This window comes from Streptomyces sp. NPDC002446 (genome assembly GCF_053595675.1).
In genome coordinates, this window is record NZ_JBSFYC010000010.1 from 39,867 (window position 1) to 55,221 (window position 15,355).

Below are 15,355 nucleotides of genomic sequence, written 5' to 3' on the forward strand. Positions count from 1 at the left end.
GTGCCGCAGTTGGCACCGGACGATAGCAGGCCCGCCTGAGGGCATTTATCTCGGCCCTACGCGTCACGTCGGCGACCCCGCCGTCTCCGCCTTCTTCGGCTCGGCGGAGTCGGGATCCACGTACAGAATCTTTGCCTTCATATGACCGCGGGTCTGCGCCGCGATCCAGACAAGAACGGTGCCGAGCAGGGTGAACGCGAACGCCTTGGTGTCGAAGAGCGTGGTGTCCTTGAAGACGATCAGGAAGACCAGCACGAACAGGATCTGCGTCGTGTAGAGCAGCAGCCCCATCATCTGGAACAGCTGCGGGAGGTTCTTCGCGGTCTTCTGCAGGACGACCAGGCCGGTCCCCATCACGAGCATCACCAGCACCGTGCCGACGACAGCGCCGATCGCCCCCTGCGCGCCTGCGACCACCGCGCTCACGGCAACGGCGAGGACGCCGATGGCGAGCGTGGGCACAACGGCGTGGAGGAGTAGTCGGGCGTCATTCGACTGCATGGCGGCGCTCCGGCAAAGGGTGGGGGTGGTGTCGTCAGGGACGAGCGTAGACCCGGCCTGAGGCGGAACCTGAGGCCAAGGACCGTCGCACTACGGCTCTTCGGCTCTGCCGCCGGGTTTCGTGAACGGTATCACAAACTATTTGATGAGGTCTTTACCTGGTTCGTGTGGACCCTGTCACACCTGAGCGTGAACGTGCGCGTTGGTGCACTGACGGCCAGCTTTTTGTCTGGTATGGGGTCAACAAGCCCGATTTTCGATCCCCGTTCGGGCGACCGGAGCTCGGGATCAGCGGTGACTGCCCGCCCTGCGGCGGTCCACGAAGCGTGACCGGTCGCCGATCGCGGTGGCGCCGTGGATGCCCGCGGGGACCGGTTCGCGCCCCTCCTCGGGCGCATCGGCGCACTCGCCGCCGTCCGCCGCGACGGGTGCCGCCGCCGTACGGGTGACCCGGCGGTAGCGGGGCGGAACCATCCACTCCGCCCAGCGCGGGGCCCGCGGGGTGAAGCGCGGCAGCAGGAGCAGCACCAGACCCACCGCGCTCAGCAGCACGATGCCCAGCACGATCCACATGCTGGCGTTGTTCGCCGAGTACGCCACCGCGCCGAACGCGATCAGCGCCGACCAGAAGTACATGATCAGCACGGCCCGGCTGTGCGAGTGGCCGATCTCCAGCAGCCGGTGGTGCAGGTGCCCGCGGTCGGCGGCGAACGGCGACTGGCCCTTCCACGTACGGCGCACGATCGCCAGGATCAGGTCGGCGACCGGCACCGCGATGACCGTCAGCGGCAGCAGCAGCGGGATGTAGACCGGCACCATCGCGTGGGTGGCCTCGCGCAGACCGCCCGCCTTCAGGTTGAGCAGGTCCGGGTCGACCTGGCCGGTCACCGAGACCGCACCGGCCGCCATGACCAGGCCGATCAGCATCGATCCCGAGTCGCCCATGAAGATCCGCGCCGGGTGCATGTTGTGCGGCAGGAAGCCCAGGCACATGCCCATCAGAACGACCGAGAACAGCGTTGCGGGCGCGGCCGCCTCAATGCCGTATCCGAACCACATCCGGTACGCGTACATGAAGAACGCCGCGGCGGCGATGCACACCATGCCGGAGGCCAGACCGTCCAGGCCGTCGACGAAGTTCACCGCGTTGATGGTGATCACGACCAGTGCGACGGTCAGCAGCGTGCCCTGCATCGGCGTCAGCGAGACCGTCCCGACACCGGGGATCGGAATCCACAGGATCGTCAGGCCCTGGAGGACCATCACACCCGCGGCGATCATCTGGCCGCCCAGCTTGACCAGCGCGTCGACGCCCCACTTGTCGTCCAGCACGCCGAGGATCCAGATCAGCGCGGCACCCGACAGCAGCGCCCGCGGCTCGTCGGAGTTCGCGAAGACGCTCTTGAGGTTGCTCAGGTGCGAGGCGACCAGCAGACCGGCGCACAGTCCGCCGAACATCGCGATGCCGCCGAGCCGCGGTGTCGGCTCACGGTGCACATCGCGCGCGCGGATCTCCGGCATCGCACCGGCCGCGATCGCGAACTTCCGTACCGGCCCGGTCAGCAGGTAGGTCACCGCGGCCGTGACGCACAGCGTCAGCAGGTATTCACGCACGGGCTGCCCCATTGGTATAGCTGGCCATCACAGCCCCACACCCTATGCGTGTCCGCCCCCCGGCCGTGAATACAGGAGAGGACGCATCGCGTCAGCAGACGGTTCCCGCCATCATCCGTGATCGGGATAAGGCGGAAAGGCCCGGACCAATGCGACGGTCCCGGAGCGGGCCGCGCCGTCCTCCCGCAGCGCCTGCGCGATCAGCTCCGCGACCTGCGGCATCTCGGCCTCGCCCATGCCCTGCGTCGTCACCGCCGCGGTGCCCAGCCGCAGCCCGGCCGGGCGGGCCGCGGCCGCGTCGGCGCAGGGCAGCGCGCAGGTGTCCAGCACGATCCCGGCGGCCGCCAGCCGGCCCCGGGCGGTGCGCGCGTCCAGCCCGAGGGGCGTGGGGTCGGCGGTGATCAGATGGGTGTCGGTACCGCCGGTGGTGATCGCCAGGCCCTGCCCGTCCAGCGCCTGGGCGAGCACCCGGGCATTGGCGGTCACCTGATGGGCGTACGCGGCGAAGGCGGGCGTGGCGGCCTCCGCGAAGGCGACGGCCTTGGCGGCGATCGCGTTCATCTGTGCACCCCCTTGAGTGAAGGGGAACACCGCCCGGTCGATCCGCTCGGCCAGCTGCGCCCCGCACAGGATCAGCCCGCCGCGCGGCCCGCGCAGCACCTTGTGTGTGGTGCCGCACACGACGTGCGCGTACGGGACGGGGCTGGGCGCCGCTCCCCCGGCGATCAGCCCGAGCGGATGCGCGACGTCCGCGATCAGATACGCGCCGGTCTCGTCGGCGATGTCGCGGAAGGCGGCGTAGTCGATGTGCCGGGGGTACGAGATCGAGCCGCAGACGATCGCCTTGGGCCGGCAGGCGCGGGCCAGCTCGCGGATCGCCGCGTAGTCCAGCAGCCCGCTCTCCTCGTCGACGCCGTAGCCCACGAAGTCGAACCAGCGGCCGGAGAAGTTGGCGGGCGAGCCGTGGGTGAGGTGCCCGCCGTGCGGCAGGGACAGGGCCAGGACGGTGTCTCCCGGGCGCAGCAGCGCGGCGTAGGCGGCCAGTACGGCCGAAGACCCGGAGTGGGACTGGACGTTGGCGTGTTCGGCGCCGAAAAGGGCCTTGGCGCGCTCCACCGCGATCCGCTCGGCGAGGTCGACGATCTCGCAGCCGCCGTGGTGCCGGGCGCCCGGATAGCCCTCGGCGTACTTGTTGCCCAGCGGGGAGCCGAGGGCGGCGAGGACGGCCGGCGAGGTGAAGTTCTCCGCGGCGATCAGCTGCAGCCCGTCGCTCTGCCGGGCGCTCTCGCCGAGCAGTACGCCGGCGATCTCGGGGTCCTGGCGCAGCAGCGCGGCGAAGTCCGGCGCCCCGGCCGGGTGGGTCACCCCCTCCCGGGCGGCGGCCCGGGCCCGCTCCTCGACGCTCCCGGTCCCGCCGGCCCCGGGGCCGGCGGCGGGCTCGGCGGCCGGAGCACTGCCGGCCGGGGACTCGCTGCGGGGTGACGCGGTGGTAGCGGGCATCGCTGACTCCCGGGCCTCGTACGGGGACGTAGTCCCAATGTAGGCGCGGCACGGCGATCGGGCGCGGTGTGCGCTCCGCCGCGCGAGCGCGTCGTTCCCGCGCGCCCTTAGGCCCGCGCCGGGACGCCCGTCAGCGCGGTGACGACCGGGTCCAGCGCCTGGTTGATCTCGTCGCCGATGGAGCGGAAGAAGGTGATGGGGGCGCCGTAGGGGTCGTAGACCTCGTCGGACTCCGGGTTGGGCGCCAGCAGCCAGCCGCGCAGCGCCGCGGCGGCGCCGACCAGCGCCCGGGCCCGCTCGACCAGCCCGCCGTCCGGCAGGTCCGGATCGGGCTCGGGCAGCGTGGCGGGGTCTATGGCCCGCACCAGCCGGTTGAACTCCTTGAGCGTGAAGGTGCGCAGCCCCGCGGAGTGGCCCATCGAGATGACCTGCGCGCGGTGGTCGCGGGTGGCGGTGAGCACCAGGTCGGCGCGGATGACGTGCTCGTCGAGCAGCTCCCGGCCGATGAAGCCGGCCGGGTCCGCGCCGTAGTCGGCCAGCACCGTGGCGGCGTGCGCCTCCATCGGGGCGCCTTCGTGGCCCCAGGTGCCGGCGCTCTCCACGACCAGGCCGCCGCTGTGCGCGCCGCCGAGCCGCAGCTCCAGGGCATGGCGGTGCAGCCGCTCGGTGATCGGCGAGCGGCAGACGTTGCCGGTGCTGACGTGGAGGATCCGGAAGAGGGGTGCGGGGGGTACCGGAGGGTGGGTGTCGCCGCCTGGTCCCGCTATGCCACGCCCCAGGGGCGCCATCAATTGGCCACCTCGAGCTCGGGTACCACCTTGCGCAGCTCCTCCGCGCTGATCGCGCCCTCGCGCAGCAGCACCGGGACCTTGCCGGTGACGTCGACGATCGAGGACGGCACGGCGGCGGGCGTCGGGCCGCCGTCGAGGTAGACGGAGACCGAGTCGCCCAGCATCTCCTGTGCGGCGTCGCAGTCCTGCGGGGACGGGTGGCCGGTGAGGTTGGCGCTGGAGACGGCCATCGGACCGAAGTCGGTGAGCAGCTCGATCGCGACGGGGTGCAGCGGCATCCGTACGGCGACCGTGCCGCGGGTCTCGCCCAGGTCCCAGGTCAGCGACGGCTGGTGCTTGGCGACCAGCGTGAGCGCACCGGGCCAGAAGGCGTCGACCAGCTCCCAGGCCTGCTCGGAGAAGTCGGTGACCAGCCCGTGCAGGGTGTTGGGGGACCCGACGAGGACCGGGGAGGGCATTCCGCGGCCGCGGCCCTTGGCCTCCAGCAGGTCGCCGACGGCCTCGGCGCTGAAGGCGTCCGCGCCGATCCCGTACACGGTGTCGGTCGGCAGCACGACCAGCTCACCGCGGCGGACGGCCGAGGCGGCTTCGCGCAGACCGGTCGCGCGGTCCGCGGCGTCGCTGCAGTCGTATCGCCGTGCCATTACGGGACCTCCTCGTGCGGAACGAATACATCGGATGCATCGGCTGCATCGGGCGTCAGGGCAAGGCGCGTCATGGCGTCGCCCGGCGCGCGGTGGCGAAACGGGGCCTGTTGTTGAGGTCGGGGTGGTCGGCCGCGTCGGCCCAGCCCCGCTCCTCGGTGAAGATCCACGGCACTTGTCCGCCCTGGGTGTCGGCGTGCTCGATGACGACCACGCCACCGGGCCGCAGCAGGCGGTGTGCGGTCCGCTCGATGCCGCGGATGGTGTCCAGGCCGTCCTGGCCCGAGAACAGCGCCAGCTCCGGGTCGTGGTCGCGGGCCTCGGGTGCGACGTACTCCCACTCGGTCAGCGGGATGTACGGCGGGTTGGAGACGACCAGGTCGACCTGCCCGTCCAGTTCGGGAAGCGCGGTCAGCGCGTCGCCGTGATGGAGAACGACGCGGGACCCCTCGACGTTCTTGCGGGCGTACTCCAGGGCGTCCTCGGACAGCTCCACGGCGTGCACCCGCGAGCGCGGCACCTCCTGCGCGAGCGCCAGGGCGATCGCCCCGGAGCCGGTGCACAGGTCGACGATCAGCGGCTCGACGACGTCCATGGCGCGTACCGCGTCTATCGCCCAGCCGACCACCGACTCGGTCTCCGGCCGGGGCACGAACACACCGGGGCCGACGTGGAGTTCGAGGTAGCGGAAGAACGCCCGGCCGGTGATGTGCTGGAGCGGCTCACGGGCCTCGCGGCGGGCGATCGCCTCCCAGTAACGGGCGTCGAAGTCCGCGTCGGGAACCGTGTGGAGCTGGCTGCGCTTGACGCCGTGCACATGCGCGGCGAGCTCCTCGGCGTCGAAGCGCGGTGAGGGCACGCCGGCGTCGGCCAGCCGCTGGGTGGCCTGCGCCACCTCGGCGAGCAGCAGAGACCGGGGGCCCGGCCCGCGGCGGGGCCGCTGGGGGTCGCTGTGCCCCCCGGGGGAGTGCTGCACTGGGGTCCTCCAGCCGGTACGTGCAGGGTCTTGCGGGTGGTGCCGCTCTTACTGGGCGGCGGCGAGCTTGGCCGCCGAGTCGGCGTCGACGCACGCCTGGATGACCGGGTCGAGCTCGCCGTCGAGCACCTGGTCCAAGTTGTACGCCTTGAAGCCGACGCGGTGGTCGGAGATGCGGTTTTCCGGGAAGTTGTACGTACGGATGCGCTCGGAGCGGTCGACCGTACGGACCTGGCTGCGCCGGGCGTCCGAGGCCTCGCGCTCGGCCTCCTCCTGGGCGGCGGCCAGCAGCCGGGAGCGCAGGATGCGCATGGCCTGCTCCTTGTTCTGGAGCTGGCTCTTCTCGTTCTGGCAGGAGACCACGATGCCGGTGGGCAGGTGGGTGATGCGCACCGCGGAGTCGGTGGTGTTGACGGACTGGCCGCCGGGCCCCGAGGAGCGGTAGACGTCGATCCGCAGGTCGTTGGCGATGATCTCGACCTCGACCTCCTCGGCCTCGGGCGTGACCAGCACGCCGGCGGCGGAGGTGTGGATCCGGCCCTGCGACTCGGTGGCGGGCACCCGCTGGACGCGGTGCACCCCGCCCTCGTACTTCAGCCGCGCCCACACGCCCTGTCCGGGCTCGGTGGCGCCGCCCCCGCCCTTGGTCTTCACGGCGACCTGGACGTCCTTGTAGCCGCCGAGGTCGGACTCGTTGGCATCGAGGATCTCGGTCTTCCAGCCGACCCGCTCGGCGTAGCGCAGATACATCCGCAGCAGATCGCCGGCGAACAGCGCGGACTCCTCGCCGCCCTCGCCGGCCTTGACCTCGAGGATGACGTCCTTGTCGTCGCTGGGGTCGCGCGGGACGAGCAGCAGCCGCAGCTTCTCGGTCAGCTCTTCGCGGCGGGCGTCGAGCTCCTTGACCTCGTCGGCGAAGTCGGGGTCGTCCTGGCTGAGTTCCCGCGCGGTCTCGATGTCCTCGCCGGTCTGCTTCCAGTCGCGGTACGTCGCGATGATCGGGGTCAGCTCGGCATAGCGCTTGTTGAGCCGCATGGCCTCGCGCTGGTCGGCGTGGACCGCGGGGTCGGCCAGCCGCTTCTCGAGATCGGCGTGCTCGCCGATCAGTTCTTCGACCGCCTCGAACATCGTGGGTTCCTCTGCTGCTGACTGTGTCTGCCCGGGGGCGCTGTGCACTGCCGCTGGGCGGCGGGCCGGACCCCGGCCGGGCGACGGGAGGCCTGGAACGACGAAACAAAGGCGCCGGTCCGGTCACCCCAGGACAGGGGCGACCGGGAACCGGCGCCTTGAGAGTCGCTACTTCTTGGCAGCGGCGGCCTTGCCGAAGCGGGCCTCGAAGCGGGCCACACGACCGCCCGTGTCCATGATCTTCTGCTTGCCGGTGTAGAACGGGTGGCACTCGGAGCAGACGTCGGCGCGGATGCTGCCGCCGGCGACGGTGCTGCGGGTGGTGAAGGACGCGCCACAGGTGCAGCTGACCTGGGTCTCGACGTACTCCGGGTGGATGTCGCGCTTCAAGGGATTCTCCTAGGTTCGGGAGTGCACCGGGTCGTGTCGCGGGTTACGTCACGTGAACCGGGGCCGACGGTCCAGTCTGCCAGGACTAGCCGTATCTCCCAAAACCGGGGTACGCGTCCGGCTATTCCCGGGCGGCTCCCGGAGCCCTGCCAGGCCCCGCGGCCGCCTCTTGCGGCTACTTCACGTAGCTGGCCGTCCCGCCCTTGTCACCGGCCGAGCCCTTGATCGCCGACTTGGGGACGTCCCGGTCCTGCCGCAGCGCGTCCCAGACCTGCTTGCCCTGCTTGGCCAGCGGCACCACGCGGTCCGGGTTGGCGGTGTCGTACGCCACCGGCAGCGTCATCATGTCGATCTTGTCCGACCCGATGGAGCCCAGGCTCTTGGCCAGCCCGGTCAGCTCGCCGACCGAGTTGAGGTCGGTGTCGGTGGTGATGGCCCGGGTCGCGGTGTCGGCGACGTCGTAGAGCTTGGCGGGGCTGGTGAGCAGGCCGATGGACTTGATCTGGTTCATCAGGGCCTTGATGAACGTCTGCTGCAGCTGGATGCGGCCCAGGTCGCTGCCGTCGCCGCCGGGCACGCCGTGCCGGGTGCGGACCAGGCCGAGCGACTGCTCGCCGTCGAGGGTGTGCTTGCCGGGCGGCAGGTGCAGATGGCTGCTGTTGTCGTCGATCGCCTTGCTGGTGGTGATGTCCACGCCGCCCAGCGCGTCGATGAGCTTCTTGAAGCCGGTGAAGTCGACCTCGATGAAGTGGTCCATCCGGATACCGCTGATCGACTCGACGGTCTTGACGGCACAGGCCGGGCCGCCGACCTCGAACGCGGTGTTGAACATCGCCCGCTGCTCACCGGGGACGTCCTTGCCGTTCTTGGTGCAGACGGGCCGCTCGATCAGGGTGTCGCGGGGGATGCTGACGACGCTGGCCTTCTTGTGGCCCTTGTAGACGTGCACGACCATCGCGGTGTCGGAGCGCGCGCCGCCCTCGTCCCTGCCGTAGTCGCCGTTCTTGCCGGCGCGGGAGTCGGACCCCATGACGAGGATGTCCATCGAGCCGTCGTCGACGTTCTTGGGCCGGTCGCGGCCGAGGGCGGCGTTGATGTCGACGCCCTTGAGGTTGCCGTTGAGCTTGAAGTAGACGTAACCGAGTCCGGCGCCACCGAGCAGTACGGCGCTGACCAGCGCGCACAGGGTGATGGTCAGTACTCGGCGGCGCCGGCTGGGCGCCTTGCGCCGGCGGCCCGTGGCACGTATGCCGCGAGCCCGGCTTTCGGCCGTCGCGGTCCCGCTGCTGTCCGCCATCTGCTCCTCAGTCCTTGGTCGCTCGGCTGGATCGTGACCTGCTCCTCGCCGCCGCCGTGAGCGTGCCGTCACGGCTCGTTGCTCCTTGTCAGACGGGAGGCCGACGGGAAGGGTTGCACAGCGAGTGATGAGCGAATTCTTAGAAAACCGCCGGAGCGATCACGGACCGGGCGCGAGGGCCTCCCCTCTCACCTGCTCTTTCGTCCTGGTTTCGGCCATGGCTGAAACGTTGCGTCGCGGGGGGATCTGTGCGGAAGGTCTCAGCCGGGGCGGCCGTACGGCCCCCGGGGCGCGGCGCGGCTCACAGATCACCGGCCGCGGTGACGCCGTACGGGGCACCCAGCACACAGCCCCCCTCACCCGTATGGGCGAGGGGGGCTGTGGCTACGGCGCCGGGGCGTCAGTCGTTGCCGTTGCCCGTGGTCGGCGTCGTCTTCTGGATCTGCAGCAGGAACTCCGCGTTGGACTTGGTCTGCTTCATCTTGTCCAGCAGCAGCTCGATGGCCTGCTGCTGGTCCAGGGCGTGCAGCACCCGGCGCAGCTTCCAGACGATGGCCAGCTCGTCGCTGCCCATCAGAATCTCTTCCTTACGGGTGCCGGACGCGTCCACGTCCACCGCCGGGAAGATGCGCTTGTCGGCGAGCTTGCGGTCGAGCTTGAGCTCCATGTTGCCGGTGCCCTTGAACTCCTCGAAGATCACCTCGTCCATCCGCGAGCCGGTCTCGACCAGCGCGGTGGCCAGGATGGTCAGCGAGCCGCCGTCCTCGATGTTGCGCGCGGCGCCGAAGAACTTCTTCGGCGGGTAGAGCGCGGTGGAGTCGACACCACCGGACAGGATGCGGCCCGAGGCCGGGGCGGCGAGGTTGTACGCACGGCCCAGACGGGTGATCGAGTCCAGCAGGACGACGACGTCGTGGCCCAGCTCCACCAGGCGCTTGGCACGCTCGATGGCGAGCTCGGCGACGGTGGTGTGGTCCTCGGCCGGGCGGTCGAAGGTCGAGGAGATGACCTCGCCCTTGACCGACCGCTGCATGTCGGTGACCTCTTCGGGACGCTCGTCCACGAGGACGACCATCAGGTGGCACTCGGGGTTGTTGCGGGTGATCGCGTTGGCGATCGCCTGCATGATCATGGTCTTGCCGGTCTTCGGCGGCGCCACGATCAGACCGCGCTGGCCCTTGCCGATCGGCGAGACCAGGTCGATGATCCGGGTCGTCAGCGCGCCCGCCTCGCCCTCCAGGCGCAGCCGCTCCTGCGGGTAAAGGGGCGTCAGCTTCCCGAACTCCGGCCGTCCGCGGCCCTGTTCGGGGGCCACACTGTTGACCGTGTCGAGCCGGACCAGCGCGTTGAACTTCTCGCGCCGCTCGCCGTCCTTGGGCTGCCGGACCGCGCCGGTGACGTGGTCGCCCTTGCGCAGGCCGTTCTTGCGGACCTGGGCGAGCGAGACATAGACGTCGTTCGGGCCCGGCAGGTAGCCGGAGGTCCGGATGAACGCGTAGTTGTCGAGGATGTCGAGGATGCCCGCGACCGGGATCAGGACGTCGTCCTCGGACACCTGCGGCTCGTTGCCGAATTCCTCGCGGCCACCGCGGCGGCCACGGCGGTCGCGGTAGCGGCCGCGACGGCCCCGGCGGCCACCCTCGAAGTCGTCGTCGTCATCCCGGCGGTCCCGCTGGCGCTGGCCGCCCTGACCGCCCTGGCCACCGTCGCCGGCGTCGCCCTTGCGGCCGCGGTCGCCGCGGTCGCGGTCGCGGTCGCCGCGGTCGCGCTGACGCCGCTCGCCGCGGTCGCCCTTCTGGCCGCGGTCCTGGCGGTCACCGCGCTCCTGCCGCTCGCCGGCCTTGCCGGGCCGGCCCTCGCCGGTCTCCTGCGGGGCCACCGCGGTCTCGGTCCTGGCGTCCGTCTTGGTCTCGGTCTTCACCTCGACCTTGGTCTCGGTCTTGACGTCGCCCGCGGTCTCGGGGCTGCCCGCGGCGGCGGTGGCGCGGCGCCGGCGGCGCTCACCGGCCGGCTGCTCGAGCAGGGCGGTGCCCCCCTCCGGCTGGCCCGGGATCTCGATCTGCTGCTGGGCGCCGGCCTTGTCCGCGGCCTTGTCGGCCTTGGCGCCCCGCTCGGCCTTGTCCGCCTTGGCGGCGGCCGGCTCGGCGGCGTCCTCGCCGGTGCGGGCCTTGGAGGTCGTACGGCGCTTGGGCTTGGTCTCGGCGGGCGCGTCGGCCTTGGCCGCGGCGCCGGAGCCCCCGGCCTGCCTCTCCTTGATGACCTCGATCAGCTGGCTCTTGCGCATCCGCGCGGTGCCCTTGATACCGAGGCCGGAGGCGACCTGCTGCAGCTCTGCCAGGACCATGCCGTCAAGGCCGGTGCCGGAACGGCGGCGCCGCGTGGTGGCAGGCGCGGCGGGAGCGTCCGTGGCGGGCGTGGTGGCACTGCCATCGGTGCGCGCGCCCATCAGATCGGTGGTGTCGCTCACGAAGGGTCCTTCCCTGGAGCGGGCGTCGGCCTGTCTGGCTCGGCGACCGGTTGTGCTGTCCGGCTGGGTCCTTAGGTCTTGCGGACCGGGCCGGGGCGGTGGTCCCGCCGGAAGTGGCGGAGAGATCAGTTCATTGGTTCCGGCGCGATGAGATGCAGAGTGACCCATGTCGTCACGCCGATTCCGGAGCAAGCTCGCTTCAGCTCAGGCAACTGCTCCAAGCAGTCTGGGAGGCTCCCGGAAGAAAGGTGGTCCCGAATGGGGACACGAAGCACAGCGCCACTGCGGCGTCTCGTACTCACTTGAGGTTAACACTACCGGATCCAACAAACATTCCCCCTCTCCAAGACCGGCAATCGTCGATCACCCGGCGAGCGGCAGCACGCAGGTCCCTGCCGCGTCGAGGGTCAGCCGGTTGGCCGCCCACCCCTCTCCCGCCAGCGCCGCGACCTTCTCGGCCGCCGCGTCCTCGACCAGTGCGAGCACCGTGGGGCCCGCACCGGACACGACCGCGGGGACGCCGTCCGCGCGCAGTCGGTTCACCAGGGCCACGCTCTCCGGCATCGCGGGGGCGCGGTACTCCTGGTGAAGTCGGTCCTCGGTCGCGGCGAGCAGCAGCTCGGGGCGCCTGGTCAGGGCCTCGACGAGCAGTGCGGCGCGGCCGGCGTTGGCCGCGGCGTCCACATGCGGGACGGTGCGCGGCAGCAGTCCGCGGGCGGTCTCGGTGAGCACCGGCTTACCGGGCACGAAGACCACCGGAACGATGGAATCGGCGGGATCCATCCGGATCGCCCGCGCGGTTCCGGTGTCCATCCAGGCGAGCGTGAAGCCGCCGAGCAGACAGGCGGCGACGTTGTCGGGGTGGCCCTCGATCTCGGTGGCCAGCTCCAGCAGCGCGGTGTCGTCGAGCTTCTGCTCGCCGCCTATGGTCACGGCGCGGGCGGCGACGATGCCCGCGCAGATGGCGGCCGAGGAGGAGCCCAGGCCGCGGCCGTGCGGAATGCGGTTGGCGCAGACGATTTCCAGGCCGCGCGGCTGGCCGCCGAGCAGTTCGAAGGCGGTGCGCATCGACCGTACGAGCAGGTGGCTCTCGTCACGCGGCAGGGTGTCGGCGCCCTCACCTGCGATGTCGATGTGCAGCCCGGAGTCGGCGACGCGCACGACGACATCGTCGTACAGGCCCAGGGAAAGACCCAGGGCATCGAAGCCGGGACCGAGATTGGCGCTGGTAGCGGGGGTGCGCACCCGGACGGCGGCGGCGCGGAACGCGGGACCGGCCATCGCTCGATGACTCTCCTTGATTGATGCTGCGGTACTGCCCCGGAGCGCCGCGGCACCGAGGCGCCCGGCCGGCTCATGGGGTCTGTTCTGACCTGCCCTGCACACCACTGCGTTATGCCGTGGGGAGGGGAGTTGGCTGCCAGCCTATCGAAGGAAGGTTCTGTCGCGACATAGGGCGCACAGGAGGCGCATGATGCGTGTCGCGCACCTTCCTGCGCCCCGACGCTGCCCTCGCCGGGCTTTGCAGCCTTTGCACTGTTTGCTGTGCGGGTGGTGACGGGGTGCTCGGCACCCCGTCACCGTATGCCGTACGCGCAGGTCAGCGCCGTACGGCGGGGGCCTACGCGAGGCCGAGGCGCTCGGCCGCGGCGTCCGCGTCGATCGGGACCGTCACCGGCTGCGGCGCTCCGGCCACCGCCCAGTCCGGGTCCTTGAGGCCGTTGCCGGTGACCGTGCAGACGATGCGCTGGCCGGGGTCGACCTTGCCCTGCTCGGCGGCCTTGAGCAGACCGGCCACCGACGCGGCCGAGGCGGGCTCCACGAAGACGCCCTCCTGTGCGGCCAACAGGCGGTAAGCGGCGAGGATTTGACGGTCGGTCACCTCGTCGATGAGACCGCCGGACTCCTCCCGCGCGCGCTCCGCGTACGCCCACGAGGCGGGGTTGCCGATGCGGATCGCGGTGGCGATGGTGTGCGGGTCCTTGACGACCTCGCCGCGCACGATCGGCGCACTGCCGGAGGCCTGGAAGCCCCACATGCGCGGGGTGCGGGTGGCGATGCCGTCGGCGGCGTACTCCTGGTAGCCCTTCCAGTACGCCGTGATGTTGCCGGCGTTGCCGACGGGCAGCACATGGATGTCGGGCGCGTCGTCGAGCATGTCGACGATTTCGAAGGCGGCGGTCTTCTGGCCCTCGATCCGCACCGGGTTGACGGAGTTCACAAGTGCGACCGGGTAGTTGTCGGACAGGCCCCGGGCCAGCGTGAGGCAGTCGTCGAAATTGCCGTCGATCTGCAGGATCTTCGCGCCGTGCACCAGCGCCTGGCCCATCTTGCCGAGCGCGATCTTGCCCTGCGGGACGAGCACCGCGCAGACCATCCCGGCCCGGACCGCGTAGGCGGCGGCCGAGGCGGAGGTGTTGCCGGTGGAGGCACAGATGACGGCCTTGGCGCCCTCCTCCTTGGCGCGCGTGATGGCCATCGTCATGCCACGGTCCTTGAAGGAGCCGGTGGGGTTGGCGCCCTCGACCTTGAGGTGAACCTCACAGCCGGTCCGCTCGGAGAGCACCTGGGCCGGTACGAGGGGGGTGCCGCCCTCCCGGAGGGTGACGACCTCGGTCGTGTCGCTGACCGGAAGCCGGTCACGGTATTCCTCGATGATTCCGCGCCACTGACGGCTCGCGGTGGAATTGGCAGACATGGGTTCCTTTACTCCCCTTCGACCCGCATGATGCTGGCGACACCGCGGACGGTGTCCAGCTCGCGCAGCGCCCCGACGGTCGACGACAGTGCCGCGTCGGCCGCCCGGTGGGTGACGACGACGAGGGAGGCCTCGCCGTCCTTGCCCTGCTGACGGACCGTATCGATCGATACGCCGTGCTCGGCGAAGACCGTCGCGACCTGCGCAAGAACGCCGGGCTTGTCGGCCACGTCGAGACTGATGTGGTAGCGCGTGACGACCTCGCCCATGGGGCTGACCGGCAGCGCCGTGTAGGCCGACTCGCCCGGTCCGGTGGCACCGGCGAGCTTGTTGCGGCAGACCGCGACGAGGTCGCCGAGGACCGCGGAGGCGGTCGGCGAACCGCCCGCACCCGGGCCGTAGAACATCAGCTGACCGGCCGCGTCGGCCTCGACGAAGACCGCGTTGTAGGCCTCGCGGACGGAGGCGAGCGGATGCGTCAGCGGAATCATCGCGGGGTGCACCCGCGCGGTGACCGAGGCCCCGTCGGCGGCCCGCTCGCAGATGGCCAGCAGCTTGACCGTGCAGCCCATCCGCTTGGCGGAGGCGATATCGGCCGCGGTGACCTCGGTCAGGCCCTCGCGGTGCACATCGTCGATGGTCACCCGGGTGTGGAAGGCGATACCGGCCAGGATCGCGGCCTTGGCCGCGGCGTCGAACCCCTCGACATCGGCGGTCGGGTCGGCCTCGGCGTACCCCAGCGCGGTCGCCTCGTCGAGCGCCTCGCTGTAGCCGGCCCCCGTCGAATCCATCTTGTCGAGGATGAAGTTGGTGGTGCCGTTGACGATGCCGAGGACGCGGTTGACCTTGTCACCGGCGAGCGACTCGCGCAGCGGCCGCACCAGCGGGATGGCGCCCGCGACGGCGGCCTCGTAGTACAGGTCCGCGCCGTTGGCCTCGGCCGCCGCATGGAGCGCAGCGCCGTCGGCGGCGACCAGCGCCTTGTTCGCCGACACCACGCTCGCGCCGTGCTCGAACGCGGTGGTGATCAGCGTCCGGGCGGGCTCGATCCCGCCGATGACCTCGATGACGACGTCGATGTCGCCGCGTTTGACGAGCGCGGTGGCGTCGGTGGTGACCAGCTCGGCCGGGACGCCGTCGCGCACCTTGTCCGGGCGGCGTACGGCGATCCCGGCGAGCTCCACGGGCGCGCCGATGCGAGCCGTGAGGTCGTCCGCGTGCGTCGTCATGATGCGCGCCACCTCTGAGCCGACAACACCACAGCCCAGGAGCGCCACCTTCAGCGGACGCGTACGCATCATTCGACCTCTGCTTCTCATCGATCAGCGATTCTCAGCTTGCTCATGCAC

At 71.0% G+C, this 15,355-nt stretch carries 13 protein-coding genes; all 13 read right to left on the minus strand.

The genetic code is table 11. From position 1 onward, the window contains the following. Positions 1-63: 63 nt before the first annotated feature. Positions 64-501 (minus strand): hypothetical protein, encoded by a 438-nt coding sequence (locus tag ACWD6P_RS08395; RefSeq protein WP_451443252.1) that lies wholly within the window; start codon positions 499-501, stop codon positions 64-66. Between the two features lie 288 nt (positions 502-789). Further along, positions 790-2,127 carry an MraY family glycosyltransferase gene (locus ACWD6P_RS08400; RefSeq protein WP_451443253.1) on the minus strand — a complete coding sequence of 446 codons (1,338 nt, stop codon included), beginning with the start codon at positions 2,125-2,127 and terminating at the stop codon, positions 790-792. A 99-nt stretch (positions 2,128-2,226) separates the two neighbouring features. Next, a complete protein-coding gene (locus ACWD6P_RS08405) occupies positions 2,227-3,615 on the minus strand; it encodes a serine hydroxymethyltransferase (protein WP_451443254.1) in 1,389 nt (462 codons plus the stop codon). Positions 3,616-3,722: 107 nt separating this feature from the next. Further along, on the minus strand, positions 3,723-4,403 hold the full coding sequence (locus tag ACWD6P_RS08410) for an arsenate reductase/protein-tyrosine-phosphatase family protein (RefSeq protein ID WP_451443255.1): 681 nt from the start codon (positions 4,401-4,403) through the stop codon (positions 3,723-3,725). Next, positions 4,403-5,050, minus strand: a complete 648-nt coding sequence (locus tag ACWD6P_RS08415; protein ID WP_451443256.1) for an L-threonylcarbamoyladenylate synthase — start codon at positions 5,048-5,050, stop codon at positions 4,403-4,405. Before ACWD6P_RS08415 ends, ACWD6P_RS08410 begins: the two co-directional genes overlap by 1 nt. Positions 5,051-5,120: 70 nt before the next feature. Beyond that, entirely contained in the window at positions 5,121-5,960 is an 840-nt protein-coding gene (prmC, locus tag ACWD6P_RS08420) for a peptide chain release factor N(5)-glutamine methyltransferase (RefSeq protein WP_451443345.1), read from the minus strand. Positions 5,961-6,074: 114 nt separating this feature from the next. After that, complete coding sequence (gene prfA, locus ACWD6P_RS08425) at positions 6,075-7,154, minus strand: peptide chain release factor 1 (RefSeq protein ID WP_451443257.1); 1,080 nt, start codon at positions 7,152-7,154, stop codon at positions 6,075-6,077. Positions 7,155-7,322: 168 nt separating this feature from the next. Beyond that, positions 7,323-7,544: a 50S ribosomal protein L31 gene (gene rpmE, locus ACWD6P_RS08430; RefSeq protein WP_033266704.1), complete on the minus strand. Its 222-nt coding sequence runs from the start codon at positions 7,542-7,544 to the stop codon at positions 7,323-7,325. 175 nt (positions 7,545-7,719) lie between these two features. Next, complete coding sequence (locus ACWD6P_RS08435) at positions 7,720-8,841, minus strand: LCP family protein (RefSeq protein ID WP_451443258.1); 1,122 nt, start codon at positions 8,839-8,841, stop codon at positions 7,720-7,722. 400 nt (positions 8,842-9,241) lie between these two features. After that, positions 9,242-11,308, minus strand: coding sequence for a transcription termination factor Rho (rho, locus tag ACWD6P_RS08440; protein ID WP_451443259.1), 2,067 nt, complete (start codon positions 11,306-11,308; stop codon positions 9,242-9,244). Positions 11,309-11,671: 363 nt separating this feature from the next. Beyond that, a complete protein-coding gene (gene thrB, locus ACWD6P_RS08445) occupies positions 11,672-12,589 on the minus strand; it encodes a homoserine kinase (RefSeq protein WP_451443260.1) in 918 nt (305 codons plus the stop codon). A 340-nt stretch (positions 12,590-12,929) separates the two neighbouring features. Beyond that, positions 12,930-14,006: a threonine synthase gene (thrC, locus tag ACWD6P_RS08450; RefSeq protein WP_451443261.1), complete on the minus strand. Its 1,077-nt coding sequence runs from the start codon at positions 14,004-14,006 to the stop codon at positions 12,930-12,932. Between the two features lie 8 nt (positions 14,007-14,014). Beyond that, a complete protein-coding gene (locus ACWD6P_RS08455) occupies positions 14,015-15,307 on the minus strand; it encodes a homoserine dehydrogenase (protein WP_451443262.1) in 1,293 nt (430 codons plus the stop codon). Between the last annotated feature and the right edge of the window lie 48 nt (positions 15,308-15,355).

Excerpts from the sequence above, each read along its gene's own strand:
- ACWD6P_RS08395 (WP_451443252.1), bottom strand. The coding sequence starts at position 501 with ATGCAGTCGAATGACGCCCGACTACTCCTCCACGCCGTTGTGCCCACG.
- ACWD6P_RS08400 (WP_451443253.1), bottom strand. The coding sequence starts at position 2,127 with ATGGGGCAGCCCGTGCGTGAATACCTGCTGACGCTGTGCGTCACGGCC.
- ACWD6P_RS08405 (WP_451443254.1), bottom strand. The coding sequence starts at position 3,615 with ATGCCCGCTACCACCGCGTCACCCCGCAGCGAGTCCCCGGCCGGCAGT.
- ACWD6P_RS08410 (WP_451443255.1), bottom strand. The coding sequence starts at position 4,403 with ATGGCGCCCCTGGGGCGTGGCATAGCGGGACCAGGCGGCGACACCCAC.
- ACWD6P_RS08415 (WP_451443256.1), bottom strand. The coding sequence starts at position 5,050 with ATGGCACGGCGATACGACTGCAGCGACGCCGCGGACCGCGCGACCGGT.
- prfA (WP_451443257.1), bottom strand. The coding sequence starts at position 7,154 with ATGTTCGAGGCGGTCGAAGAACTGATCGGCGAGCACGCCGATCTCGAG.
- ACWD6P_RS08435 (WP_451443258.1), bottom strand. The coding sequence starts at position 8,841 with ATGGCGGACAGCAGCGGGACCGCGACGGCCGAAAGCCGGGCTCGCGGC.
- thrB (WP_451443260.1), bottom strand. The coding sequence starts at position 12,589 with ATGGCCGGTCCCGCGTTCCGCGCCGCCGCCGTCCGGGTGCGCACCCCC.
- thrC (WP_451443261.1), bottom strand. The coding sequence starts at position 14,006 with ATGTCTGCCAATTCCACCGCGAGCCGTCAGTGGCGCGGAATCATCGAG.
- ACWD6P_RS08455 (WP_451443262.1), bottom strand. The coding sequence starts at position 15,307 with ATGATGCGTACGCGTCCGCTGAAGGTGGCGCTCCTGGGCTGTGGTGTT.